Annotated in this window: 26 protein-coding genes and 1 pseudogene; 11 read left to right on the top strand and 16 right to left on the bottom strand. The window is 68.5% G+C overall.

From position 1 onward, the window contains the following. Positions 1-15: 15 nt before the first annotated feature. On the bottom strand, positions 16-1,050 hold the full coding sequence (locus tag VB739_RS09910; RefSeq protein WP_323356911.1) for a sodium-dependent bicarbonate transport family permease: 1,035 nt from the start codon (positions 1,048-1,050) through the stop codon (positions 16-18). A gap of 237 nt (positions 1,051-1,287) precedes the next feature. Between VB739_RS09910 and VB739_RS09905 the strand changes: the two genes are divergently transcribed. Next, positions 1,288-1,896, top strand: a complete 609-nt coding sequence (locus VB739_RS09905) for a non-canonical purine NTP pyrophosphatase (RefSeq protein ID WP_323356910.1) — start codon at positions 1,288-1,290, stop codon at positions 1,894-1,896. Between the two features lie 4 nt (positions 1,897-1,900). Here the strand turns inward: VB739_RS09905 and VB739_RS09900 are convergent, their stop codons facing one another. Together VB739_RS09900 and VB739_RS09895 are read right to left on the bottom strand one after the other, a co-directional pair. Beyond that, entirely contained in the window at positions 1,901-2,701 is an 801-nt protein-coding gene (locus tag VB739_RS09900) for a BMC domain-containing protein (RefSeq protein WP_216909734.1), read from the bottom strand. Positions 2,702-2,843: 142 nt separating this feature from the next. Further along, positions 2,844-4,565 carry a diguanylate cyclase gene (locus VB739_RS09895; protein ID WP_323356909.1) on the bottom strand — a complete coding sequence of 574 codons (1,722 nt, stop codon included), beginning with the start codon at positions 4,563-4,565 and terminating at the stop codon, positions 2,844-2,846. 164 nt (positions 4,566-4,729) lie between these two features. Here VB739_RS09895 and VB739_RS09890 point away from each other — a divergent pair, with 164 nt between their 5' ends. The 4 genes from VB739_RS09890 to bchL all read left to right on the top strand — a co-directional run bounded on the left by VB739_RS09890 (position 4,730) and on the right by bchL (position 9,302). Continuing rightward, positions 4,730-5,233 (top strand): hypothetical protein, encoded by a 504-nt coding sequence (locus VB739_RS09890; protein WP_323356908.1) that lies wholly within the window; start codon positions 4,730-4,732, stop codon positions 5,231-5,233. A gap of 103 nt (positions 5,234-5,336) precedes the next feature. Beyond that, entirely contained in the window at positions 5,337-6,605 is a 1,269-nt protein-coding gene (locus VB739_RS09885; protein ID WP_323356918.1) for a ferredoxin:protochlorophyllide reductase (ATP-dependent) subunit N, read from the top strand. A gap of 7 nt (positions 6,606-6,612) precedes the next feature. Further along, positions 6,613-8,274, top strand: a complete 1,662-nt coding sequence (locus VB739_RS09880) for a ferredoxin:protochlorophyllide reductase (ATP-dependent) subunit B (RefSeq protein WP_323356907.1) — start codon at positions 6,613-6,615, stop codon at positions 8,272-8,274. A gap of 116 nt (positions 8,275-8,390) precedes the next feature. Further along, positions 8,391-9,302: a ferredoxin:protochlorophyllide reductase (ATP-dependent) iron-sulfur ATP-binding protein gene (gene bchL / locus VB739_RS09875; protein WP_323356906.1), complete on the top strand. Its 912-nt coding sequence runs from the start codon at positions 8,391-8,393 to the stop codon at positions 9,300-9,302. 90 nt (positions 9,303-9,392) lie between these two features. On the opposite strand, the gene VB739_RS09870 is transcribed toward bchL, so the two are convergent. From VB739_RS09870 to VB739_RS09855, 4 genes are all read right to left on the bottom strand, one after another. Further along, a complete protein-coding gene (locus VB739_RS09870; RefSeq protein WP_323356905.1) occupies positions 9,393-10,277 on the bottom strand; it encodes a hypothetical protein in 885 nt (294 codons plus the stop codon). Further along, positions 10,274-10,855 (bottom strand): hypothetical protein, encoded by a 582-nt coding sequence (locus VB739_RS09865; protein WP_323356904.1) that lies wholly within the window; start codon positions 10,853-10,855, stop codon positions 10,274-10,276. The genes VB739_RS09870 and VB739_RS09865 overlap by 4 nt, the downstream gene beginning before the upstream one ends. Positions 10,856-10,952: 97 nt before the next feature. Next, positions 10,953-11,957 carry a protochlorophyllide reductase gene (locus VB739_RS09860; RefSeq protein ID WP_323356903.1) on the bottom strand — a complete coding sequence of 335 codons (1,005 nt, stop codon included), beginning with the start codon at positions 11,955-11,957 and terminating at the stop codon, positions 10,953-10,955. A 35-nt stretch (positions 11,958-11,992) separates the two neighbouring features. Then, positions 11,993-12,352, bottom strand: coding sequence for a hypothetical protein (locus tag VB739_RS09855; protein WP_323356902.1), 360 nt, complete (start codon positions 12,350-12,352; stop codon positions 11,993-11,995). A gap of 10 nt (positions 12,353-12,362) precedes the next feature. Between VB739_RS09855 and VB739_RS09850 the strand changes: the two genes are divergently transcribed. After that, complete coding sequence (locus VB739_RS09850) at positions 12,363-12,563, top strand: hypothetical protein (protein ID WP_323356901.1); 201 nt, start codon at positions 12,363-12,365, stop codon at positions 12,561-12,563. Positions 12,564-12,632: 69 nt separating this feature from the next. Here the strand turns inward: VB739_RS09850 and psaM are convergent, their stop codons facing one another. Beyond that, entirely contained in the window at positions 12,633-12,737 is a 105-nt protein-coding gene (psaM, locus tag VB739_RS09845) for a photosystem I reaction center subunit XII (RefSeq protein ID WP_035828799.1), read from the bottom strand. 91 nt (positions 12,738-12,828) lie between these two features. On the opposite strand from psaM, the gene VB739_RS09840 reads away from it, so the two are divergent. Continuing rightward, positions 12,829-13,314, top strand: a complete 486-nt coding sequence (locus tag VB739_RS09840) for a CRR6 family NdhI maturation factor (RefSeq protein WP_323356900.1) — start codon at positions 12,829-12,831, stop codon at positions 13,312-13,314. On the opposite strand, the gene VB739_RS09835 is transcribed toward VB739_RS09840, so the two are convergent. Next, complete coding sequence (locus tag VB739_RS09835) at positions 13,275-14,084, bottom strand: sulfite exporter TauE/SafE family protein (RefSeq protein ID WP_323356899.1); 810 nt, start codon at positions 14,082-14,084, stop codon at positions 13,275-13,277. The two genes, VB739_RS09840 and VB739_RS09835, sit on opposite strands and share 40 nt — an antisense overlap. Positions 14,085-14,104: 20 nt before the next feature. On the opposite strand from VB739_RS09835, the gene VB739_RS09830 reads away from it, so the two are divergent. Further along, positions 14,105-14,983: a lipoyl protein ligase domain-containing protein gene (locus tag VB739_RS09830; protein WP_323356898.1), complete on the top strand. Its 879-nt coding sequence runs from the start codon at positions 14,105-14,107 to the stop codon at positions 14,981-14,983. Here the strand turns inward: VB739_RS09830 and VB739_RS09825 are convergent. Then, positions 14,917-16,221 carry a site-2 protease family protein gene (locus VB739_RS09825; RefSeq protein WP_323356897.1) on the bottom strand — a complete coding sequence of 435 codons (1,305 nt, stop codon included), beginning with the start codon at positions 16,219-16,221 and terminating at the stop codon, positions 14,917-14,919. The genes VB739_RS09830 and VB739_RS09825 overlap by 67 nt on opposite strands. Before the next feature lie 78 nt (positions 16,222-16,299). Between VB739_RS09825 and VB739_RS09820 the strand changes: the two genes are divergently transcribed. Together VB739_RS09820 and VB739_RS09815 are read left to right on the top strand one after the other, a co-directional pair. Then, positions 16,300-16,956, top strand: a complete 657-nt coding sequence (locus tag VB739_RS09820) for a phosphoribosylanthranilate isomerase (RefSeq protein WP_416233317.1) — start codon at positions 16,300-16,302, stop codon at positions 16,954-16,956. 55 nt (positions 16,957-17,011) lie between these two features. Further along, the gene (locus VB739_RS09815; protein WP_323356896.1) at positions 17,012-17,542 is read left to right on the top strand and encodes a hypothetical protein; all 531 of its coding nucleotides are present in this window, start codon (positions 17,012-17,014) and stop codon (positions 17,540-17,542) included. Positions 17,543-17,557: 15 nt separating this feature from the next. On the opposite strand, the gene folE is transcribed toward VB739_RS09815, so the two are convergent. The 6 genes from folE to VB739_RS09785 form a co-directional block, all read right to left on the bottom strand. Continuing rightward, a complete protein-coding gene (folE, locus tag VB739_RS09810; protein ID WP_323356895.1) occupies positions 17,558-18,301 on the bottom strand; it encodes a GTP cyclohydrolase I in 744 nt (247 codons plus the stop codon). Positions 18,302-18,309: 8 nt separating this feature from the next. Beyond that, positions 18,310-19,020, bottom strand: coding sequence for an SDR family oxidoreductase (locus VB739_RS09805; protein WP_323356894.1), 711 nt, complete (start codon positions 19,018-19,020; stop codon positions 18,310-18,312). 25 nt (positions 19,021-19,045) lie between these two features. Further along, a complete protein-coding gene (locus VB739_RS09800) occupies positions 19,046-20,035 on the bottom strand; it encodes an acetyl-CoA carboxylase carboxyltransferase subunit alpha (protein WP_323356893.1) in 990 nt (329 codons plus the stop codon). Between the two features lie 38 nt (positions 20,036-20,073). After that, positions 20,074-21,123 carry a long-chain acyl-[acyl-carrier-protein] reductase gene (locus VB739_RS09795; protein WP_323356892.1) on the bottom strand — a complete coding sequence of 350 codons (1,050 nt, stop codon included), beginning with the start codon at positions 21,121-21,123 and terminating at the stop codon, positions 20,074-20,076. Positions 21,124-21,206: 83 nt separating this feature from the next. Then, on the bottom strand, positions 21,207-21,938 hold the full coding sequence (locus VB739_RS09790; protein ID WP_323356891.1) for an aldehyde oxygenase (deformylating): 732 nt from the start codon (positions 21,936-21,938) through the stop codon (positions 21,207-21,209). A gap of 35 nt (positions 21,939-21,973) precedes the next feature. Next, the gene (locus tag VB739_RS09785; protein WP_323356890.1) at positions 21,974-22,780 is read right to left on the bottom strand and encodes a creatininase family protein; all 807 of its coding nucleotides are present in this window, start codon (positions 22,778-22,780) and stop codon (positions 21,974-21,976) included. A gap of 128 nt (positions 22,781-22,908) precedes the next feature. Here VB739_RS09785 and VB739_RS09780 point away from each other — a divergent pair. Then, a pseudogene (locus tag VB739_RS09780) lies at positions 22,909-23,125 on the top strand (30S ribosomal protein S1); the annotation flags it as partial.

Genomic DNA, 23,125 nt, shown 5'->3' with positions numbered 1-23,125 from the left:
GCGTGGGGCCTGGGCTCAGCCGACGGGGATGACGTGTCGGGTCAGCGCCATGTACAGAGGAATTCCGATCACCACATTGAAGGGGAAGGTGAGCCCCAGGGCCGTGGAGATGTACAGGCTCGGGTTGGCCTGGGGAACGGTCATGCGCATCGCCGCCGGCACGGCGATGTAGGAGGCGCTGGCGCAGAGCACCATGAACAGCAGGGTGTTGCCCTGGCTCAGGCCCAGCAGGGCACTGACCAGCAGTCCCACCAGGGCGTGCACGGGGGGGGCCAGCAGGGAGAAGCCGATCAGGAAGGCCCCGGTCTGGCGCAGGTCCCGCAGCCGCTGCGCCGCCACGATGCCCATGTCGAGCAGGAAGAAACAGAGGGCTCCGTAGAAGAGTTTTTCGGTGAAGGGATCCATCTTCTCCAGCCCCGCCGGGCTGAAGGCCGCCACCACATAGCCGATCACCAGACTGCCGATCAACAGGTACACAGAACCGTTGAGAAAGGCCTCCTGGAGCACTTCTCGCCAGCGCAGACTCCCCCCTCCGTTCTCCTGATCCCCGCCGTTCTCCTGGTCCCCGGTGGACTCCCGATCCTCGGCCGGGGCCGAGAGTTTGGCCAGGATCACCCCCACCACGATCGCCGGCGATTCCATCAGGGCCAGCGCCGCCACCATGAAGCCGTCGAAGTTCACCTCCAGCACATTGAGGAAGCTCTCGGCCGTGATGAAGGTGACGGCGCTGATCGAGCCATAGGAGGCCGCGATGGCGGCGGCGTTGTAGCCATCGAGGCGCAGCCGCAACAGCAGGAAGCTCGTCAGCGGCACCAGCAGCGACATCACCACCGCCGCTCCGATCGTCAGAAGCACCTGGGGACCGAGGCCGCTGTGGGCCAGCTCCATGCCCCCCTTGAAGCCGATCGCCAGCAGCAGGTAGAGGGAAAAGAGCTTCGGCAGCGGGGAGGGGATCTCCAGGTCGGAGCCCACCAGCACGCCGAGGATGCCCAGAAAGAAGAACAGCACCGGCGCTGAGAGCAGGTTCTGTAGGACCAGGCTCGACTGCATCGCCCTCCGGCGCCCAAAGGCTGCTGGCAACCTAAGGGCGAATCTGTCCGTCGCCCGTCACTGGTCGCGCAACGTTGACGGCTCGATTCGTCCGATCGGTGGCGAATTCCCTATCGTCCGCCCCGGGGCAGGAACCCTGGAGTTCTCCGGGGGTGGAATGTTCAACCCGTCCTGCCCCACCCCTTCAGCGACCGCCCTACCCCGCTGCACCACAATGGGGCCCCCCGTGGGCCCGGTTTGTCCCTCTCCCCTTCCCGCCCGGTGCTGGTGATCGCCAGCGGCAACGCCCACAAGGTGGCCGAGATCACGTCCATGCTCGAGGGGGTCGGTCCGGAGGTGGGCCTGGAGGTGAGGCAGCAGCCCAAGGGCCTGGAGATCGAGGAGACGGGCCTCACCTATGCGGAGAACGCGCGCCTGAAGGCCTCCACCGTGGCCTCCCTTACGGGCTGCTGGTCGCTGGCTGATGATTCGGGTCTGGAGGTGGATGCCCTCGATGGCCGCCCGGGTCTGCATTCGGCCCGCTATGCCCCCACCGACCACGAAAAGATCCACCGGCTGCTGCACGAGCTCGGCGATTCCCTTTACCGCGGCGGCACCTTTGTGAGCGCGATGGCGCTGGCCGACCCCGCCGGCGAGGTGGTGCTGGAGTCGGAAGGGGTCTGCCGGGGGCTGATCCTGCGGGAGCCCTCGGGCCATGGCGGCGGCTATGACCCACTCTTCCATGTGCGCGAAGCCGGTTGCAGCTATGCGGAGATGGGGGAGCACCTCAAGAGCCGGCTGGGCAGCCGCGGCAAAGCGGCCCGGGCGATGGCCCCGGGTCTGAAACGTCTGCTGGGCCTGGGCTGAGCGTTCAGGCGCCGGCGCCGGCGTTGATCTGGGCCACAGCGCGCATCGCAGCGGCGGCGGCCTCCTCCACATCGCCCTCCTTGCCCGCCAGGGTGAGGCGGCCGAAAGCGCCGACGGCCTTGACGTCGACCACGGTGATGTTGGAGCCCTTCTCCGCCTCATTGGCGGCGATCAGCACGTAGCCAGCCGGTTCGGTCTCGAGGATGAACATGCTCATGCCGGCCTGGATCATCGAGCCGCGGCGGTTCTGGCGGTTGATCAGCACGGCATGGTCGGGCGTGATCGCCCGGATGATCTCGGTCCAGGTGACCTCACAGCGGCTGCGCAGTTCCACCCGGCTGCCGATGGCCTCCAGCACCACGTCACCGGAGTGGAGCACATTGCTCTGATCGCGGTGGTAGAGGGCCAGGGAGCCGAAGGCCCGCTCCACCACCATCTGGCCGAGCCGCACCGTGCTGGCCTTCAGGGCGATGTCGGTCACCCGGTGCACCGCCATCCCGGGCGACACCTCCAGCCACAAGCAGGCATCGCCGGGAATCGGCAGGAAGCCATGGGACACCGTGCCCATGTACGACGCCAACTGGGGCTGGAGCGAATCCAGGAAGACGTAAGTGCGCAGCTCGATCGACTGCACGTGGCTGGATTGGCGCGCCAGACGCCGGCCTTCGCTGTCGGTGGTGATTACGCAACTGGCCCCGGAGGCCTCGCCGCTCACATCGGTGCCGGTGATGCGCAGGTTCGCGGCCCGTCTCCTGGCGTCCGACCGGTCGTCGCGAAGGAAGGAACGGGCAGCCTGCGAATCCATCACGGCGCCAGGCGCCTACTCCCGGAAAGGACGGTCGTCTCGATCACCGGGGGTGGAAGCACCGGGATCCCTGGTTGCCACCATGGGCTGTCCAGGACTGGAGGGTACTCCCCGCCGGGGGCGGCACCGGGGTTGGCCGGACCTAGCCGCAGTTCACGCTGACGTCATCGGCGATACAGACCCGATCGCGGCCGGAGTCTTTGGCCGCATAGAGGGCCCGGTCGGCCTGCTCCATCAGCTGGGAGAAGTTGCACGGCTGGGTGGCATTTTTTGTGCTCACCCCCAGGCTGACCGTGATGCGCCCCCCGGGGGCATCCCCCTCCAGATTGAGCTGCCGCACCGAGAGGCGAATCCGTTCGGCCACCAGCAGGGCCGTTTCCCGGTCGGCCTCCGGCAACAGCACCAGGAACTCCTCCCCTCCGAGGCGATACGTGTGGTCCTGCTCCCGCACTGACGCGTTCAGCACCTGGGCCAGCTGCTTGAGCACCCGGTCGCCGGATTCGTGGCCGAAGGTGTCGTTCACATTCTTGAAATGGTCGAGATCCAGCTCGATCAGGGAATAGATCCCCGACAGTTTTTCTGCTTCAAGGGCCCGTCGGTTCGCCAGTCCGGTGAGCGGATCGCAGAGGGCAGCGGTGTTGAGGACGGCCACCTCCTTGTCCTTGCGCTGGTCCTCCAGCAGGTGATCCACCCAGGGGCGCATGGATTCGGCGAACTCCCGCAGCATCCTCTGCATGTCGGGATCGAAGGGCTCGCTTGAGCCATCGCCCCGCAGGGCCAGCACCATGGCGGGATCGCCCAGCAGGCAGATGTGGTGCCAGTCCGGATTCGGCAACCGCCGCACCGGACGGCCGTCACTGGTGGCCCAGGTGGTCCATGTGGTCCAGCCGTCCCCCGGCAGATCCACCGCCAGCTCGCAGTCGCTGGCCTGGCCGGTGGATTCAAGGATCGTCGCCATGGCGCGCACCATGCCCAGGGGGCTGCTCTGGTGCATCAGGGCATCGGTCAGACGCTGGCGAGCTTCGGCGATCACCAGCAGGCGCTTCAGGTCGACGTCGGCATCGGCGAGGCAGAACACGCCGCATTCGATGTTGGCCAGCCCCCTGAATACGTCGTCGACGATCGAGCCGGCCACGATGTGGCCATGTTGGGGCGCGATCCGCTCGATCTCCGGCCAGCGGGAACGGATGCGGGCCAGCCCGGCGCTCAGCAGCTCCCGGCTGGGCATGTAGTGCTGGTGGAAGGGCCGCGCGTTGTCGAGGATGTAGGCGGCATCATCCGATTCCAGAATGCCACTGTCGGGTACGAAGCCGCCGAAGAGATCCGAGGAGAACAGGGTGTGGCTGGAGGTGTCATAGGAAACCATCGCCCCCGGGAAGTGCAGATAGGGGGTCAGCTGGAATTCCAGCCGCCGATCTCCCTCCAGGGGCAGGACCCAGCCGTGCTCCTCCACCAGGTGGTAGGTGAAGCGATGGCCGTAGTGACGGATCAGGGCCTTGGCGCGCCACTCCGTGACCACCTGCACGTCAGGGCGTTGCAGGACCTCTGAAAGCCTGGGCAGGCTGGCGCAGATGTCGGGGTCGCTGTGGTGGCAGACGATCCAGCGGATGGCGTTGAGATCGGTGATCCGCCGCAGCTTGGCCAGGGTGCCATCGATGGTGAGCGGCGAGCCCGGATCGATCAGGACCCCGTCAGAACCGTTGGCAATGAAATAGGTGTGGCACTGGAAATGGTCCTTCAGCAACCGCACCCCCACCCACCACACACCGGGGGCGATCTCTATGGGTTCCTCCTGCGAAGCCGGCGCGTCGAACCGTGGGTGCGAGGAGGAATGTTCGCAGGGCCGATGGAGAGAACGGTCCATGGAGACGGGGCGGAGACACGGCTTGGGGGCGCCGAAATGTCCAGGGGCAGCGAGCTGCAGGAAGCACCTTGTTCATTCTGCTTCAGAGGTGCTTCAGAACCCGGGGACCCTTGCGAGACCGATGGCAACCGATACCTTCCGGTACAACCTTCACAGGCGCGACCATGACCACCCGGCGCACCGCTTCCGCCCCGTCTTCCAGCAGTGAATCCCCTGCCGCCGGGGTCGCTGGCGAGACCCATCCCCTGCGTCCTTCCCTGGACCAGGACACGGTGTCGGAATGGATCACCCGGGCGTTGGACGAGGGGGTGCGGCCGGAGCAGGCCCTCGCCTTCATCGGCCTGGGTCTGATGCGGCGCATGGGCAGTGTCGGCGCCGACGGTTTCGGCGACTGGAAGGAGTCGGGGGAAGCGGATCACCCGGTCGATCTGACCGGCCTGCGCCAGCGGCTCGAGATCACCGACCTGGCCATCCGCACCGGCGCCCCCCTGAGCACCGCCGAGGTGGCCCAGCTGATGGGGGCCCGGCCGGGGGCGCCGGTGGTGGAGCGGGGTGGGCTCAGGGCCCGGCGCCTGGGGCGCAACGTCTGGAAGCTCAGCCGCAGCGCCGATGGGGATCGCGACGAGCGCAGCGCCGGCTTCAGCGAAGGGTTCCGCCGCCGCCTCTGAGCGCTGAAATCCGGACACGATCCCGAAAAGATGTAACGCAGTCGGGCAGCGACCCCGTCTGCCCCGCTAACCCATGGAAGCTCGATACCTGGCGATCCCCTCCATGGGTGTGTCCGCTCCACCGATTCAGCCGTCTCCCCCGGACATCCTCAAGGAGAGCGGCCAGCGGGAAGTGTTCTGCGGCCTCACCTCCATCGTCTGGCTGCACCGCCGCATGCCTGACGCCTTCTTTCTGGTGGTGGGCTCGCGCACCTGCGCCCACCTGATCCAGTCGGCGGCCGGGGTGATGATCTTCGCTGAGCCCCGTTTCGGCACGGCAATCCTCGGCGAACGGGACCTGGCGGGCCTGGCGGATGCCAACGAGGAACTCGACCGGCTGGTGAAGGACCTGCTGGAGCGCCGGCCCGAGATCCGCACGCTCTTCCTGGTGGGCTCCTGCCCCAGCGAGGTGATCAAGCTCGACCTGGCCAAGGCGGCCGAGCGGCTCAACACCCAGCTGCTGGGGCGGGTGCGGGTGCTGAACTACTCCGGCAGCGGCATCGAGACCACCTTTACCCAGGGGGAGGACAACGCCCTGCTGGCGATGCTTCCCCTGCTGCCCAGTGCCGACGAGGAGCAGTTGCTGATCGTGGGCACCCTGGCCGATGCGGTCGAGGACCGCTTCCGGCTGATCTTCGAGCGGCTGGGCATCACCACGGTCCGCAGCCTGCCGCCGCGCCGCTCCACCGATCTGCCGCCCGTCGGGAAGGGGACGCGGGTGCTGCTCGCCCAGCCGTTCCTGAGCGCGACGGCCCGGGCTTTGCAGCACCGGGGTGCCACCCTGCTCAGTGCTCCCTATCCCTTTGGCGTGGAGGGCAGCCGCGACTGGATGGCTACCGCCGCCAACGCGTTCGGCGTGCCTGCCGAGCGCTTCAACGCGGTGCTCGACCCCTTGGTGGAGCGTGGGCGTCGCGCCCTTGAGCCCCACCGGGAGGTGCTCGCGGGCAAGCGGCTGTTCCTGCTGCCCGATTCCCAGATGGAGATCCCCCTGGCCCGCTTCCTGAGCCGCGAATGCGGCATGGAGCTGGTGGAGGTGGGCACCCCCTATCTGGATCGCCAGCTGATGGCCGCCGACCTGGCCCTGCTCCCCCCCGCCACCCAGCTCAGCGAGGGCCAGGACGTTGACCTGCAGCTGGAGCGGGTGCGGGCCGCCCGCCCCGACCTGGTGCTCTGCGGCCTGGGGCTGGCCAACCCCCTCGAGGCCGAGGGCATCGCCACCAAGTGGTCGATCGAGCTGGTGTTCAGCCCGATCCACGGCTGCGACCAGGCCGGTGAACTGGCCGAACTCTTTGCCCGTCCCTTGCGGCGCCGGGCCGTGTTGCAGCTCTCCTGAGACCCCCATGGAACTGACCCTCTGGACCTACGAAGGCCCCCCCCACGTGGGCGCCATGCGCATCGCCACCTCCATGGAGGGGGTGCACTACGTGCTCCATGCCCCCCAGGGCGACACCTACGCCGACCTGCTGTTCACGATGATCGAGCGACGGGGCCTGCGTCCCCCCGTCACCTACACCACCTTCCAGGCCAGGGATCTGGGCGGTGATACCGCCGAGCTGGTGCAGCGCTCCATCCGCCAGGCCGTTGAGCGCTTCCAGCCCGAGGCGCTGCTGGTGGGCGAGAGCTGCACCGCCGAGCTGATCCAGGACCAGCCCGGCGCCCTGGCCGCCGGCATGAACCTGGGGGTGCCGATGGTGAACCTGGAGCTGCCCGCCTACTCCAAGAAGGAGAACTGGGGCGCCGCGGAAACCTACTATCAGCTGGTCCGCACCCTGCTCAAGGGCCAGCTGCCGGCGCCGGGCAGCCCCAAGCCTTCCGCGTCCCGTTGGCGCGAGGAGGGTCGCCGGCCCCGGGTCAACCTGCTGGGCCCCAGCCTGCTGGGCTTCCGCTGCCGCGACGACGTGCTGGAGATCACCCGGCTGCTGGCGGAGCACGGCATCGATGTGGCGGTGGTGGCGCCCCTGGGGGCCCGGCCCGCCGACCTGGAGCGCATCCCCACGGCCGATGCCAACGTCTGCCTCTACCCGGAGGTGGCCGGCCCGGTGTGCAGCTGGCTGGAGCGCAGCTTCGGCACCCCGGTGGTGCGCACGGTGCCGATCGGCATCGGCGCCACCGCCGATTTTCTGCGGGAACTTCATGGCGTGCTCGACCTGCCGCTGCCGGCCGACCTGCAGGAGGTGGAGGGTCAGCCGAGCGAGGCGGAGCGCCTCTCCCGCCTGCCCTGGTACTCCAAGTCGGTGGATTCCACCTACCTCACCGGCAAGCGGGTGTTCATCTTCGCCGATGCCACCCACGCCATCGCCGCCGCCCGGATCGCCTCCAAGGAACTGGGCTTCCAGGTGGTGGGCCTGGGCAGCTACAGCCGCGAGCAGGCCAGAGAGGTGCGGGCCGCCGCCGCCGAGCTGGGCCTGGAGGCCCTGATCACCGACGACTACCTGGTGGTGGAAAAAGCCATGGCCGAGGCGGCTGCGGAGCTGGTGCTGGGAACCCAGATGGAACGCCACAGCGCCAAGCGTCTGGGCCTGCCCTGTGCCGTGATCAGCGCCCCCCTGCACGTGCAGGACGTGCCCGCCCGCTACTCCCCCCAGATGGGCTGGGAGGGGGCCAACGTCATCTTCGACTCCTGGGTGCACCCGCTGATGATGGGTCTGGAGGAGCACCTGATCGGCATGTTCCGCCACGACTTCGAGTTCGTCGACGGCCACCGCAGCCACCTGGGCGACGGCGCCCCGGCGGCGGCGGGTGAGCCCGAGGCGGTCGCGACGGTTGCCGCTGGCCCTGCCGCTGCCCCTGTCCCGGCCCCCGGCACCACCACGGCCGCCGCCGCTGTGCGGGAGGCGCTCGAAAGCCTCTGGACGGCCGACGGCGAGGCGGAACTCGCCAAGATTCCCTTCTTCGTGCGGGGCAAGGTGCGCAAGAACACCGAAGCCTTCGCCCGCGAACGGGGCTTGGCGCGCATTGATGCCGAAGCCCTCTACGACGCCAAGGCCCACTTCAGCCGATGAGGGCCTCTCTGGCGATGTTTCGGTTTGCGTGATCCCCCGACAGCCGGGATCCGATCTGAGCAGGCTGTTTCCTTACGAGTGATCCGCCGGTGCGCCGGCTTCCCCTTGTTCTTCCTATGACCACCACACTCACGCCTCCTTCGAGCACCACCGCCAACCCCCGCGAAGATGGCGAGGGCAGCCTGCAGGTGCATCAGGACGCGTCGATGAACATCGAGGAGGGGGCGCTGGTGATCGCCGTCTACGGCAAGGGCGGCATCGGCAAATCCACCACCTCCTCGAATCTCTCCGCTGCCTTTTCCAAGCTGGGCAAGCGGGTGCTGCAGATCGGTTGTGATCCCAAGCACGATTCCACCTTCACCCTCACCAAGAAGATGGTGCCGACGGTGATCGACATCCTCGAGACCGTCGATTTTCACACCGAGGAGCTGCGTCCCGAGGACTTTGTTTTTGAGGGCTACAACGGCGTGATGTGCGTGGAGTCCGGTGGTCCCCCGGCCGGCACCGGCTGCGGCGGCTACGTGACCGGCCAGACGGTCAAGCTGCTCAAGGAGCACCACCTGCTGGAGGACACCGACGTGGTGATCTTCGATGTGCTCGGTGACGTGGTCTGCGGAGGCTTCGCAGCGCCCCTGCAGCACGCCCACTACTGCCTGATCGTGACCGCCAACGATTTCGATTCGATTTTTGCCATGAATCGGATCATGCAGGCGATCAATGCCAAGGCCAAGAATTACAAGGTGCGCCTGGGTGGGGTGATTGCCAACCGCTCGGAGCAGACCGACGAGATCGACAAGTTCAACGAGCGCACCGGTTTGCGCACCATGGCCCACTTCAAGACCGTCGATGCGATTCGCAAGTCACGGCTCAAGAAGTGCACCATCTTCGAGATGGAGAGCACACCGGAAGTGGAGGCCGTGCAGCAGGAATACCTGAGCCTGGCCCAAAAGATGCTCACCGACGTGGAGCCGCTGGAGGCCGTATCCCTCAAGGATCGGGAGATCTTCGACCTGCTTGGGTTCGATTGAGCCTGTGGCCTGGTGCTGATGGCGTTGGGGATCAAGAGGCTGTCGAATTAGGCGGTGCGGGCCGGAGGCACGGCTCCACCCCAGCGGCCCTCAGATTTCCGCGGCGGCCCGCTCCACCAGCCGGCGGGCCACCGCCTGCACGCCCGTGTGCTGGTAGGTGTCGGTAAAGGCATCGAGGAAGGTGGCCATCTGCTGGAAGCCCCCCTGCCAGGGGCCCAGGGTGGTCTCGAGGGCCTGCACGGCCTTCTGACCGGTGAGACCCAGCTGGCTGCTGAACCCGCCGGCCCAGCCCAGCCACTGGTCCACGCCCCGGCGCAGGAAGCTGAGGTGGGCCCCGTCGCCCCGTCCCGGCAGCAACTTGGCCATCCCGGCGTAGGCGGGCAGCTGGTGCAGGTCCCGCTTGTCGACGCCCCCCAGCAAGCCATCCAGCCGCTGCAGGGCCTGGTCGCCCAGGGGCAGTAGGGCATCGAAGCAGATCAGGGCAGCCATCCTCACCCGGGCTTCGCCGGCGTACTCGCTTAAGGAGGCGGCGAAATCGCCGAAGCTGTCACCGGGCAGGCCGTTCACCTGGGTGAAGGCCAGCATCTCGGCGGCCACCTTCAGGCTGAGATCCGCCGCCTGCAGGGTCTCGCTGGTGGGGGTGAGATCGGCGACACGCTTCACCAGCGGCAGGACGCCACCGATGTTGGCCAGCAGCCGCAGCCCACCGGCAGCCTTCTGGGAGCGGTTGACGGCGTCGTACAGGCTCAGGGCACGGCCATAGCCTTCGTGGCGGGCCCGGCTCAAGACGTCGGCCCGGGAGCGCACCTGGCGGATCAGTTCCGGATCGGTGCTGCCCAGCACGTCGCTGATCAGGTTGTCGGCGCTGGTGATGTTGTGCCAGCCGCCGGGCACCAGGGTGCTGAGGCCCTTGATGGCGAGCACCGTTAGGTTGCGGCGGGGCAGGCGATCAAGGCGCTCGAGAACGGAGCTCATGACACGGGCTCCATGGCCGCCCGCGGCTCAAGGCTCTGGCGTCCGGCGGTGTCTTGGCCGCTGGGCAGCGTCGCCCGGGGGGCGCTGGCCGACTTCAGAGCCGCCAGACCCCTGAGGTTGAACCGGCCGATCAGGTCCTGACGCTGCTCGGCCTCCAGCCCATCGCCCTGGCCGATCACCTTGATCTGGAAGCGGTCGGCCACCAGCAGGGCGGTGGCCTGTGGACCCTGCTCCACCAGCGGCCAGCCCTGCAGCCGGCTCTGGCTGGTCTCGAACTTGCGGCGTGCCTCCGGTGCGGTGCTGACATCGGAGATGGCGAGCAGGGCCTTCACCTGGCCGTCATGCTTGAGCCGGGCCTCACTGAAGCCACGCTTCTCCTGGGTGAACACCAGCTGGTCGCCGTCGTCCGGCTCGGGAAACAGACGGTTGAACGCCGTGCCATTCACCACTTGGCTCAGCGGCACGTCCCCCACCGTTCCGCCGGGCAACCAGGAGCGGAACGGCAGCAGCAGGAACGCACCGATCGACAGGCTGACGACCAGCAGCAGTCCCACTCCCCAGCGCAGCGTGCGGGCCATCGACTCCGAGGTGGTACTGGATGACATCTAGCGGCTCCCGTTGGGCCTGCGCCGGAATCGGCAGATTCCGAAGCATTGCCCTGGACTGGCGATCCGCTCAGGCGAGTCCCACGAGCTGCAGGGACAGGTCCCACATCCGCTGGGCGGTGACCGGGTTGCTCGCCTTTTCCGAGAGCTCCTGGCTGAACTGCTTGCCCCCCTTCGTCTGGCGATTCCCCCAGCTCCAGTGCACGCCGGAGCTGGCGAAGTCCGGATCCGCCGCCACCTGCGCCACCCGCTCCCCCGCCAGCGCTTGGCTCACGTAGCCGCCGGTGATGTTCTTCTGGAACCAGGGAAAGATGGTCTGGAAGGCCCGTGGGGTGTGCCGGAACAGCGGGGTGTCGGCCACGCAGCCGGGGTAGAGGGAGGTGAACACGATCCCGGTGCTGCCATGCAGGCGCCGGTGCAGTTCCTGGGTCGTGATCATGTTGCAGAGCTTGCTGTCCTTGTAGGCCTTGCCGGGCTTGAAGCTCTTGCCGTTGGCCATGGCGATGGGGGCCTTGAATCCGGCGGCGAAGCCGGAGAGATCGCCCAGGTCGGCGGGAGCGGGGATGGGGATCTTGCCCCCCAGCTCCTTGGAGTTGGCAGTGACGGTGCCCAGGATCACGAGCCGACGCGAGGGGTGGCTGGAGCGCTTGAGGTCGTCGAGCAGCAGGTGGATCAGCAGGAAATGGCCGAAGTGATTGGTGGCCATCGAGATCTCGTAGCCCTGGGGAGAGCGTTCCGGATGCTTCAGCCGCGGCAGGTAGACCGCCGCGTTGCAGACCAGGACATCGAGAGGGCGGCCGGTGGCATGGAAGGCGTCGACGAGGGCGCGCACACCATCGAGGTCGGCCAGATCCACCTTCAGGTGGGTCACCGCGTCATCGGCAATGGCCAGGGCGGCCTGGGCCCGGCGGGCCTTGTCGGTGTCCCTGCAGGCCATCACCACGTGCCAGCCGCGATCCACCAGGGCCTTGGCAGCGAACAGACCGACACCGGAGGAGGCGCCGGTGATCAGGGCCGTTCCGGGCACGCCGCTGCGGGCGGGAGAAAGGGCGGGGTCACCGGAGGTGGTCACCATGGCGGGGATGGTCCGGGGGCGAAGGAGGCCCCAACCTACGGACGGGCGCCCTGATTTCCGGAACCGGAGGCGGGGGAGTCAACAGTTGGAAACGGACGCTTCGACTGCCAGATCACCCGCAGGCGGTTTGGGGCGATCCACTGGCTCTGCTCCCGGATCAGGCGCTGCTCGCCCTCCACCATGAACAGGGCGTCGAAACGTTCCCTGGCCTTGACCAGCTTGGCGTTCTCGATCTCCAGAACGGCCGAGATCTCCCCCTGGCTCTCCATGCGCTGCTGGTAGGCGCCGGCGAGTTGGAACAGGCTCACGCCGGTGAGGCCGATGAGCCCCAGCTTCACCGCCAGCCCAATCAGGCTGCAGACCAGCTCCTGCCGCTCGGCGGACAGGGAGAGCATCTGGCTTTCCATGCCACACCCCCCGACTTCGGCGGGGGAATGGGGCGACGGCACAGAGGCAACGGCGCTGGCGGCTGGACGCCTGGGGAGTGGGGCGACCGGGCCTTCCGGTGCCGCACGCAGAGCCGAGGAACGGCGCGAGCGGCTGGTGGAGCGGCTGGCAGCGGAAGACTGGCGCCGGGAGGGCTGGGGCTGGGTCTGGCGCACCTGAGGAAAGGCTGCGAGCCCTTCGCTTGTAGCAGCCTGTACGCCCCTTGCCAAGGGCGCAGCCCCTGCAGCTTCAGGCTTTGTAGAGGCTGAAGCAGAGACGCACGGCCAGCACGCCGGCATGGGCCGCCACGACGAGGGCAATCAGCACTTCGGCCTGGTTGATCGGGGTGACCATATCCGTGACGGTGAATGGAGTTTGACCGACCCATTCTTCGGCCATCACGAGCTACGGTCCAGCCTGAGGCCCTGCCCTGTCACAGCTCTTGATGGCTCTCCCACCCTGCTCAGAGCCCCTGAAGGTGTCCGCCGACCAGGTGCGCGGGCTCGATCTCTCTCCCCTGGCGGGCCTGGCGTCGCTGGCACCGGCCGCGCTGCTCACCGCCTCCAGCGGACTGCAGATCGACTTCGATTGGCCAAGGGACGCAGACGACCCCCGCGAACTCTCGGAGATCGCCGAGCTGCGGCTCTGGAGTCTGCGGGCCGATGCGCTCCATCCCTGGCTGCCCCTGGTGCTGGAGCGCAGTGGGGGGCAGCTCACCCGCCATGTGGCGATGCTGCTCCCCCACGGCTTCAGCCCCACCGAGGGGATCCGCTTCGCCCCCGAGAGCCTGGAGCTCTGGATCACCCAGCGCCTGTTCCTCCTCGACAACTGGGCGGCCACCGGGGGCATCGAGTGCCGCGCCAACCTGGGCCAGATGGCCGCCGTCCTGGGCTACGAGCTCGACCCCGGTTTCTGGAGCGTGATCCCCTGAGCCTCGAACCACAGGCCCACGGCACGGCGGCCACTGTCCACGGCCAGCACCAGGGTGAGGGCCCGCAGCATCCACACCAGCCGCTCCTCCCGGACCCGCTCGAGTCGGCTGGCCGACCATTGGGCGGCCACGGCCGCGGTGCCCCCCAGCACCAGAGCCACCAGTGGATTCGCCCGGCCGTCGGCCAGAAAGGCCAGCGAGGCGCTGCAGGAGGAGGCCAGCACTGCGACGGTGCTGTAACGGATCGCCCCGTGGACGGGCATGCCCAGCCCCGCCACCATCACCGGCACCATCACCAGGCCGCCGCCCACCCCCAGCAGGCCGGCCGCCACCCCCGCCAGGGCCCCCACCAGGGCCAGGGCCAGGGGGCGTGGCTCCTGCTCGCGCGCCGGGGCCAGCTGGCTGCGGGGTTTCACCAGTCCCGCGAGCAGGGCATAGAGCGCCGCCTGCAGGCTCAGCAGTTGCCAGCCGGCGAGGCCCTGGCCCAGGTGGCTGAACAGCCCTGCGCTGAGGGCGGCCCCGCCGGCGATCGCCACCCCCCCCCGCCAGGTGAGCTTGCCGCTGCGCCCATGGGCGATCGTGCCCCCGAGGGTGGTGGGCACGATCGCCAGGGTGCTGGTGGCCAGGGCCTGGTGGGGCGTCAGGCCCAGCAGCAACAGCAGGGGGGAGAAGATCAGGCCACCGCCGATGCCCAGCAACCCGGAGAGCAGGCCCGCCACCAGTCCCAGGGGCAGCAGGGGCAGCAGACTCCAGATCAGCGACGTGGCCATGGGCTGGGCGGACAGGAGCCATGAGAACGCAGGCCGCCCCATCCTTCCAGCCGGCGGCGCCGGTTCGCTGGATCGCTCCCTGCCAGCTCGATGGGGCCTGGCAGATGGCCATCGATGCCTGGTTGCTGGAGGGCCCAGCGGCCGCGAACCCTGCATCCGTGGTGGTTCCTGCGCCGGCTTTCCGTCTCTACCGCTGGTCGCGGCCCACCCTCTCCCTGGGTTGGCACCAGCGGCGCCTTGAGCCCCACTGGAGCGATCTGGTGCGTCAGGGGCGCCTCGGGCTGGTGCGCCGGCCCAGTGGCGGCCGGGCCGTGCTCCACGGTGGCGATCTCACCTACGCCCTGGTGTGGCCCCGGCCGCAGGGATCCCGCGCCGAGGTCTACGGCCGGGCCCTCGCCTGGCTCGTTGAAGCGTTCGCGGCCATGGGCGAGCCGCTGCGAAGCGGCAGCCAGGCGGCCAGCCTGCAGCGCAGCAGCTGCTTCGCCACCAGCACTGCCGCCGATCTGGTGCAGGCCAGCGGTGCCAAGCGGGTCGGCAGTGCCCAGCTGTGGCGCGGCGGCCATCTGCTGCAGCACGGCTCGATCCAGCTGGACCCCTGTCCCGCCCTCTGGAAGGAGGTGTTTGGCGGCGCCCCCCCGCAGCTCGATCCCCTGCCGCTGGCCGGGGAGCAACTCGATCAGCACCTGTATCGCTCGGCGGCCCGCTGGCTGCCACGGCTGGCGGGGGGCGTCGCCGAGGGGGGCCATGGCGGTGGCGCCCAAGGCAGGCCTTTCTCGGGGGCCGCGCCCCTCAGTCCTGCGGAGCTGGCCGTGATCGCCCGAGGCCTGGGGCGTTATCGGGCGACCTTGTCGGTGAGCAGGGACACCTCCCCCGAGCTGACCATGCCGCGGGCCACCTGACCCAGGGCCATGCCGAGGGGGTAGCCGTTCTCACGCCGGGCGGCGGAGAGCAGATTGGCGGGCAGCCGCAGGCCCAGCTTCTTCAGCACAGCGTCCCCCAGTTCGGGACGCTCCACGGTGCCGCAGGGCAGACCGGCCGGACTCAGCACCAGAAGCCGCTGGTGGTCGCCGTCCTCGAGCTGGAGGGCGGCCTGCCAGAGCGGGGCCGATTCGGGGATCGAGGGCAGGCTGGAGAGGGGCTGGAGATGGTCGCCCACCCGCTCCCTGTCCCAGGTCTGCACCGGCAGGGCCTGCAGCGGGGCATCGTCGATGACCCCCTGCCAGCGGCCCCTGTCGCAGACGAGCAGCCATTCCGCTGGGCCGTTGGCGTCTTTGTCGGCCGGCGCGGCACCCTCACCAACCTCCGCGATCGGTGGGGCGCTGCCGAGGCGAATCCGGCTCAGCTCCCGCAGGCTGGTGTCGGCCTCCAGCACCCGGAAGCGGCGCTGGGCCACATCCCTGACCTTGAGATCCTTGAGGGCCTGCTGGACGACCAGCATCTGCTTCTGGTTGCGGGCCGCCCCCAGGCCGAACCAGCCCAGCAGGATCAGCCAGGCCCCGCCGATGCCGCCACCCCGCAGCAGCAGCACCGTGCCCATCCCCACGGCGAACAGGGACAGGAACCGACCGCAGGCATTGGCCACCTCCACGCCCCGCCGCTGGCTGCCGGAAAACTCCCAGACCAGGGCCTTGACGATCAGACCCCCATCCAGGGGCAGGCCGGGCAGCAGGTTGAACAGCCCCAGGATCAGGTTGAGGGCGCCGAGCCGTTCCACCACCTGGCCCAGCACAGGGGTGAGGTGGCTGGCGGCATGGGTGGAGGCCAGCAGGCCGATGCCCAGCACCAGGCTCACCGCCGGTCCTGCCGCCGCCACCATCAGGGCGCCGCGGGCGGTGGAGCATTCCCGCTCCACACTGGCCACGCCCCCCAGCAGGAAGAGGGTGATCGATTTCACCTTCACCCCCTGCTGCAGGGCCACCAGGGAGTGGCCCAGTTCATGCAGCAGCACGGAAACGAACAGGGCCAGGGAGGTGACCAGGGCCACGGCCCACAGCGCCGCCGGCGTGAGCTGACCGCGGAGGCTGAGGGCGTACTGCTGCTGGAACCCCAGGGTGGCCAGCAACAGGATCACGAACCAGCTCGGGTGGATGCGCAGGGGAATGCCTCGGATCGTCAGCAATTGCCAGCCTTCACCCACGGGCACCGTCCGGGCAGTGACCGGCCGTAGCCGGAGTTATGGCGCCCATCCTAGAAAGGCAGCCCGGCCGACCTGGTTCTGGTTTCCTTTCCGCTGCTGAAGGTCTGTGGGCTCAGGGAGCCGGCCCAGGCCACCGCCATCGCCGCCCTGGGGGTGGATGCGATCGGGGTCATCGCTGTTCCCAGCTCGCCCCGCTTCCTGCCGGCGGCGCAACGGCCCGACCTGTTCGCGGCCATGGCCGCCGGCGGCCGCGACTGCTTCGGTGTGCTGGTGGTGGCCGATCCCTGCGACGACCAGCTGGAGGAGCTCGGCGCGGGCCGGGGCCACGCGGTGGTGCAGCTGCATGGCAGTGAAAGCGTGGAGCGCTGCCGCGAGCTGGCCCAGCGCTTGGATGTGCGGCTCTGGAAGGCCCTGCGGGTGCGCTCCCCCGAGGATCTGGAGGCGGCGGCCGCCTATGCCGGGGTGGTCGAAGCCCTGTTGCTCGATGCCTGGCAACCTGGCCAGCTGGGGGGCACCGGACAGCGGATCCCCACCGCCTGGCTGGAGGGTTTCCGCCCGGCCTCGCCCTGGTGGCTGGCCGGCGGCGTCGGCCCCGAGACGGTGGCCGAGCTGCTGGAACGCCTGCATCCTGATGGCCTGGATGCCTCCAGTGCCCTGGAGGATCGCCCCGGCGTCAAGAACCTGGGGCGGGTCGCGGCCCTGCTGGCGGCGATGCGTGGATCCCCCACCGGTTGATTGGCGTTTGGCGCCGCCGGGTGCAGGATCGGAGCAGTCCGACTTCTGGATCCCGTTGACCTTCCTTCGTCGCGCCCTCCGTGTTCGTGCCGCCCTGCCCCTCGGCCTGCTTCTGCTGATCGGGCCAGGGGCCGGCCTCAAGGCCCAGGACCTGGTGGGCTGCCAGCTGGTGCAGGGGACGCTGCAGTGTGTGCCGGGGATCACGGCCGACCCCCAGCAGCAGATCCGGCTGCTGCGCCAGGAGATTGCCGGCGACCAGCAGATCGAAGGGGCGGTGGAGCAGCGGATCACCGGTCTCAACCAGCTGCTGCTGCAGGGGGAGGCCCGCCAGGGGGCCCTGCTGCAGGCCACGGCCACGGCGGATGTTCTGGCTGCCCTGCCGCCCAGTGCGTTCCACTGGTACCGCCTGGCCCCCGGCCGTCGCAACTGGCAGCTCATCGCGGGGGCCAGCGGCCCCAGCTATGTCCTGACGCCGGCGGACGTGGCTTACCAGGTGATGGTGGTGGTGGCCGTTCCCACCACATCCGGCAGCCAGCGCAGCGTGTCCCAGGTGGTGGGCCCGATCATGGGCCGACCGGGATCCTGAGCGCCGGCCAGCGGTTCAGTTGCCGAGCATCGACTCCTGCTGACGCACAAGTTCGAAGAACTCCTGCTTGAGGCTGGGGTCGTGGCGGAAATCACCGCGCACGACAGAGTTCACCATGCTGGTCTGGGGCTCCTTCACCCCGCGCCATTTCATGCAGTAGTGCTGGGCTTTGACAAGGATCGCCAGGCCGAGGGGCTCACAGAGCCGCTCGATCTCATCGGCGAGGATGATCACGGCCTCCTCCTGGATGTGGGGCCGTGAGAACACCCAGTCGGCCACCCGGGAGAACTTCGACAGGCCGATCACCCGTTCACCGGGCTTGATCCCGATCCAGCAGTTACCGAGGATCGGCACCAGATGGTGGGAACAGGCCGAACGGATGGAGATGGGCCCCACCGTGTAGATCTCATCGAGCTGCTTCACGTTGGGGAAGCTGGCGATCTTGGGTTGCTCGTGGTAGCGACCCTTGAACACCTCGTGGAGATACATCTTGGCCACCCGTTCGGCCGTCTCCTCGGTGTTGTGGTCGTTATCGATATCAATCACCAGGCTGCGCAGCAGTTCCCGCACCTTGCCGGCGACTTCAATCTCCAACTGGTCGAGCTCTCCCTCGCGCAGATGCTCGGAAATGTTGTCGTTGGCCAGAAACGGCACCGCTTCCTTCTGCAGTCGCTCGCGGATCCGCAGGCTGACAGGAATGGGGGTCGTGACGGGAGCGGCCTGACGGGCGCTGAGGCCGCTGGGAAGGGTGGATGTCATAGGGGGGATTAGAAGGCTCCGGCGGCTGGCATCAGGGTGAGGTCCTCAACCGTCTGGCTGTTGGGTTGCCGCGCAAGGTAGAGCAGGGATTCAGCCACCTGCTCCGCTGAAAGCATGGCACGTCGGTCGAAGGAACTGTGGACGGTTTCACTGTCCCAGAGAGGTGTATTGACCGCCCCCAGGGTGAGGGTGCTCACCGCGATGCCGGCGGCCCGTTCCTCCGCCTCAAGGCAGCGGCTGAAAGACGCCAGGGCGGCCTTGCTGACGCAGTAGGCCCCCCAGTCCGGGAAGGCCTGACGGGCGGCATGGCTGCTGACGTTGATGATCCGACCGCCACCGGCCTGGCGCAGGCCGGGCAGAACCGCCAGGCAGACCTGGAAGACACTGGTGAGATTGAGTTGCAGGAGCCACTGCCAGCGCTCAACGGGCATGGCCGCCAACGGGCCGGTCCAGGCGGCGCCGGCGTTGTTGATCACGACCGAAGGTTGCAGCCCTCGCCCGAGCAGCTCGGCCATGGCTCCAGGGATGGCCTCCGCCTGGGTCAGGTCAAGGGCCAGGGTTTCGACGCGTCGGCCCGTCCCCCGCAGGTCCTCAGCGAGTCGATCGAGGTCGGCACGGCCTCGGGCCAACAGCAGAAGGTCGTAGCCCTCGGCGGCAAAGCGGCGGGCGGCGGCAGCGCCGATGCCGCGGGAGGCACCGGTGATCAGGGCAGCGGGCAATGGGCAGGCAGGCAGTGGATCAACCCTACGGCGCGAAGGCGGGATCCGTCGCCGCCCCCTCCAGAACCTGGCCCATGCGCCGGAACTTGGCGTAACGGGCCTCCAGCAGGGCAGATTCGCTGCAGGTCTGCAGCTCGGCGAGCTGGCCGAGCAGGGCCGCGCGCAGCGTCTCGGCGGCCTGCATCGGCGCCCAGTGGTTGCCTCCGGAGGGTTCCTTCAGCAGGGCATCCACCAGCCCCAGCTGCAGCAGGTCGGCAGCGGTGATGCGCAGGGCCTCGGCGGCGGCGGGCGCCTTGGCCGCATCGCGCCAGAGGATCGAAGCACAGGCTTCGGGGCTGGCCACGGTGTAGACGCTGTGCTCGAACATCAGCAGCCGATCGGCCACCCCGATGCCGAGGGCGCCGCCGGAGCCCCCCTCACCGATCACCACGGCGATGATGGGCACCCGCAAGCGGAACATTTCGCGCAGGTTCACGGCGATCGCCTCGCCCTGGCCCTCCTCCTCGGCCTTGACCCCGGCGTAGGCACCGGGGGTGTCGATGAAGCTGAGGATCGGCAGACGGAAGCGGTCGGCGTGGTCCATCAGCCGCATCGCCTTGCGGTAGCCACCGGGCGAGGCCATGCCGAAGTTGCGGGCCACGTTCTCCTTCATGTCCCGGCCCTTCTGGTGGCCGAGCAGCACCACCGCCTGGTCGCCGATGCGTCCCACACCGCCCACCAGGGCGCGGTCGTCGTTGCCGCGGCGGTCGCCGTGCAGCTCGATCCATTCGTCGGTGATGACCTGGATGTAATCGAGGGTGCTGGGCCGTTGGGGGTGGCGGGCCACCTGGATCTTCTGGGCCGGGCTGAGGGAGCTGAAGATCTCCTCGCGGCGCCGGGTGGCGAGGGTTTCCAGCTGCAACAGCTGCTGGCTCACATCGACTTCGGAATCGCGGGCCAGCTGGCGGATCTGCTCGATCTGCTCCTCCAGCTCCACCAGTGGTTTCTCGAAGTCCAGCAGGACGCGGCGGGCCATGGGTGGAGAAGCAGGGGACGGATCAGGTGGAGAGGAAATCAGCTCGAGGAGAGGCTGGGGACCGGTGCTGGAGTTTCCAGGGCCAGGGCCTGGAAACCGTGGCGAAGGGAGGCGGCGCCGATCAGATCCATCTTCTCCAGGGTGATGTTGTTGCGGCCCCAGCTGAAGTTGGTGTGCAGACCTTCGAACTCCAGCAGCATCGCTTCGGCGAAGCAGGCGAACATCTCACGCTGGGGGTTGGCCATGTCCGCCGCCTCCATCATCTGCCAGCCGATGTCGGAGCCGAAGGCCACGATGCCCCCTTTGAGCACGTGGATGCCATCGCCGGCGGCCTTGGTGTCCAGGTTTTTGGGGTAGCCGCCATCGACCATCAGGCAGGGGCGGCGCAGGCGGCTGGGATCGATGCTGCTGGCCTGGGCCAGGCTGGCGACCCACACCACCACATCCGCCTCCTCCAGGGCCTCCTCCAGGCCAAGGATGCGGCCACCGCCCAGTTCCTGCTGCAGGTCGGCCAGTGGCTGGGGGCGGCGGGCCACCAGCAGCAATTCCTGGACGCCGGTGCGCTGGGAGAGCCAACGGCAGACGGCACTGCCGATGTCACCGGTGGCGCCAACGACGGCCACCTTGGCCCGACGCAGATCGATGCCCAGCTGTGGGGCGTTCTCCTCCACCTGGCGGCAGAGGACCCAGGCGGTGTGGGTGTTGCCGGTGGTGAAGCGCTGCCAGTCCAGGGTGGTGGCACGCACCTGCTGTTCTCTGAGCAGCTTGAAGTCCTCGAAAATGATCGAGGTGAAACCCCCCAGGGCGGTGATGTCGATGCCGTTCTTCTGGGCCAGCTCCATGGCATTGAGCACCTTGCGCTTGGCCGTCTTGAAGCGGCTGAGCATTTCCGGAACGAACACCGAATCGATGTAGGCCCCTTCAATGCGCTTGCCCGTGGGGCTGGTGACGCTGATCCTTTCCACCAACTGGGGCGGAGCACTGCACCACATGTCCAGATCCCCATCGGCGTATTCCTCAAAGCCGAGGCTTCGCGCCAGGTTGCGCGCCGACTCGAAGCTGGTGGAATGACCGATGAGGCCGAACATGCAGAAACAGGACAGCGGCGGCGAGAGCGTAGCCGGATGTCGCCGACGCTACATCCTCCCCCGATGCGAGCGAGCGGTTCGGCTCAGCCCACCAGGGCCGCGGCAGCCATGCGGGCGATCTCCCGAGGGGTGAAGCCGATGTCCGTGAGGGCGTCCTGGTAGGCGATCAGGAAATCCTCGATCAGGTCTTCCTTCTCCATGTGCAGGACGGCGGCATCGGCGGCGACCCGATCGAGCATGCGACGCACGTGGGGAAGGTTGTCGCGGTTGGCCTGCTCCAGCTCGGCGCGGGACTCCTCCAGGTGGGCCTTGAGCCACTCCTGGCCGTAGTTGAGGTGGGTGTACTCATCCTTGACGACCCCCTCGGTGATCTTGCGGGCGAAAGGATCGGCCACAGGGATATAGATGTGATAGGCCGAGATGGCGAAAGCTTCGATCAGCAGGGCCTGGATCAGCAGGCAGGTGACCACCTTGCCGTCCTTGAGGGCCGCCTGGAAGTTGTTGCGCAGGGGGGAGAAAAACTCCTGGGCGAAGGGCATGTCGGCGGTGACGCCCAGGTTGTTGGCGCAGGCGGTGAAGCCCTTCATGTGCTTCAGCTCCATGCGGGCCAGGCGGGTCAGCTCCTCGGCCTGGTCGGGAAGCAGGGTCCCCAGCGACACGTAGTTGTCATGGGCTTCCTGCTCGCCTTCGATCACGATCGCGTTGATGCGGCTGTAAGCGTCCTTGTAGGCGGCGGTGGTGAAGTCGGGAAGTTCGCTCCCCTCGAGCGGGCCCAGTGCGGAATCAACGGACGTGGTGGATACGAGGGTGGGCATGGGAACCACAGGCTCAGGCAATCAGGCGACTCTAGTCATGGTCTGCCGGAAGTCGGTGGCCAGTCGCTACGTACCAGGGCGTCGAGGCGCCGCTCCCAGCTGCCCACCAGGCGCAGAAAGAGTTTGCGGCCGAGGTCGTCGCTGGCCTCGCTGGGATCACCGATGACGCCACTGGAGCTCAGTTCCTCCGTGAGCCAGGCACAGGGGCAGGCCCCCTCCAGGCTCCAGCCGGTGGGCGGGGGTGGGGAGGGGGCCAGTCCGTCGGCGGCGGGTAGGGCGCCGACGGTGGCCGGCTCGAGGAAGAGCATCAGGCTGGTCTCGGCCAGGCCGGCATGCAGCCCCGTGCTGCGTTCAGGTTCGGGAATCAGTTCCGCCAGGCCGTCGGCGCCACGCCACAGGAAGCAAGGCAGGACCGCCAGGCCGGGTTCCAGCACCCGCAGCTCTCGCGCTGCTGCCTCCAACAGGCCGATCTGGCCGCCATGGGCGTTGAACAGCACCAGCCGCTGGAAGCCCGCCGCGGCGATCCCCTTGCCCACAGAGCGCACCAGCTCAATCACCAGATCGGCCGGGAGGCTGAGGGTTCCCGGGAAGCCCAGGTGCTCCGGTGAAAAGCCGATGCTCTGCAGCGGCAGCCGCCAGATCGGCAGGTCGGGGTCGAGCCGCTCCAGCACCGCCTCAGCCACCCGTTCGGCGAACAGGCCATCGGTGCCCAGGGGCAGCAGGGGCCCGTGTTGCTCGATGGCTCCGAACGGCCACACCACCGTGCTGCCCCGTCGGGCGGCCTGGTCTCGCACCGCTGTCCAGCTGAGACTGGCGAGGCGTCGCTCGGTGCTGGGGGGCATCGGCGGGGGGAGGACGGGCCTCTACGGGTGATTCGTACAGTGTGGAGCCCCGTGCTTCGCTGAGGACCTCCATGGCAGGAACCGGCAACCCCGCGCCGCGTCAGCCCAGGAACCCCGCCCAGCGCCCGATGCCGCCGGCGAGGCCGTCCGGGTCGGCCCCGGCGCCGCTGCGCAAACCCCCCCAGGTGTTGATGATCAAGAAGGAGGAGGAGGTGGTGACCGAAGCACCCCCTGCTCCTGCCGCGTCGAGCCCGGCCGCCCCGCCGGTGCGCCCGCCGTCCTCCCCCCCCGCAGACGAGGACCGCTTCAGCATGGACGGCCTCGAAGGCCTCACCATGGCCGACC

Origin of the sequence: Cyanobium gracile UHCC 0281, from assembly GCF_034931305.1 — a bacterium.
GTDB lineage: Bacteria > Cyanobacteriota > Cyanobacteriia > PCC-6307 > Cyanobiaceae > Cyanobium > Cyanobium gracile_A.
This window is presented reverse-complemented; position numbering and strand designations above follow the sequence as displayed.

Coding starts and splice junctions, on each gene's coding strand:
- VB739_RS09910 (WP_323356911.1), bottom strand. CDS start 1,050: ATGCAGTCGAGCCTGGTCCTACAGAACCTGCTCTCAGCGCCGGTGCTG.
- VB739_RS09900 (WP_216909734.1), bottom strand. CDS start 2,701: ATGGATTCGCAGGCTGCCCGTTCCTTCCTTCGCGACGACCGGTCGGAC.
- VB739_RS09895 (WP_323356909.1), bottom strand. CDS start 4,565: ATGGACCGTTCTCTCCATCGGCCCTGCGAACATTCCTCCTCGCACCCA.
- VB739_RS09890 (WP_323356908.1), top strand. CDS start 4,730: ATGACCACCCGGCGCACCGCTTCCGCCCCGTCTTCCAGCAGTGAATCC.
- VB739_RS09885 (WP_323356918.1), top strand. CDS start 5,337: ATGGGTGTGTCCGCTCCACCGATTCAGCCGTCTCCCCCGGACATCCTC.
- VB739_RS09880 (WP_323356907.1), top strand. CDS start 6,613: ATGGAACTGACCCTCTGGACCTACGAAGGCCCCCCCCACGTGGGCGCC.
- bchL (WP_323356906.1), top strand. CDS start 8,391: ATGACCACCACACTCACGCCTCCTTCGAGCACCACCGCCAACCCCCGC.
- VB739_RS09870 (WP_323356905.1), bottom strand. CDS start 10,277: ATGAGCTCCGTTCTCGAGCGCCTTGATCGCCTGCCCCGCCGCAACCTA.
- VB739_RS09865 (WP_323356904.1), bottom strand. CDS start 10,855: ATGGCCCGCACGCTGCGCTGGGGAGTGGGACTGCTGCTGGTCGTCAGC.
- VB739_RS09860 (WP_323356903.1), bottom strand. CDS start 11,957: ATGGTGACCACCTCCGGTGACCCCGCCCTTTCTCCCGCCCGCAGCGGC.
- VB739_RS09855 (WP_323356902.1), bottom strand. CDS start 12,352: ATGCTCTCCCTGTCCGCCGAGCGGCAGGAGCTGGTCTGCAGCCTGATT.
- VB739_RS09850 (WP_323356901.1), top strand. CDS start 12,363: ATGCCACACCCCCCGACTTCGGCGGGGGAATGGGGCGACGGCACAGAG.
- psaM (WP_035828799.1), bottom strand. CDS start 12,737: ATGGTCACCCCGATCAACCAGGCCGAAGTGCTGATTGCCCTCGTCGTG.
- VB739_RS09840 (WP_323356900.1), top strand. CDS start 12,829: ATGGCTCTCCCACCCTGCTCAGAGCCCCTGAAGGTGTCCGCCGACCAG.
- VB739_RS09835 (WP_323356899.1), bottom strand. CDS start 14,084: ATGGCCACGTCGCTGATCTGGAGTCTGCTGCCCCTGCTGCCCCTGGGA.
- VB739_RS09830 (WP_323356898.1), top strand. CDS start 14,105: ATGAGAACGCAGGCCGCCCCATCCTTCCAGCCGGCGGCGCCGGTTCGC.
- folE (WP_323356895.1), bottom strand. CDS start 18,301: ATGACATCCACCCTTCCCAGCGGCCTCAGCGCCCGTCAGGCCGCTCCC.
- VB739_RS09800 (WP_323356893.1), bottom strand. CDS start 20,035: ATGGCCCGCCGCGTCCTGCTGGACTTCGAGAAACCACTGGTGGAGCTG.
- VB739_RS09795 (WP_323356892.1), bottom strand. CDS start 21,123: ATGTTCGGCCTCATCGGTCATTCCACCAGCTTCGAGTCGGCGCGCAAC.
- VB739_RS09790 (WP_323356891.1), bottom strand. CDS start 21,938: ATGCCCACCCTCGTATCCACCACGTCCGTTGATTCCGCACTGGGCCCG.
- VB739_RS09785 (WP_323356890.1), bottom strand. CDS start 22,780: ATGCCCCCCAGCACCGAGCGACGCCTCGCCAGTCTCAGCTGGACAGCG.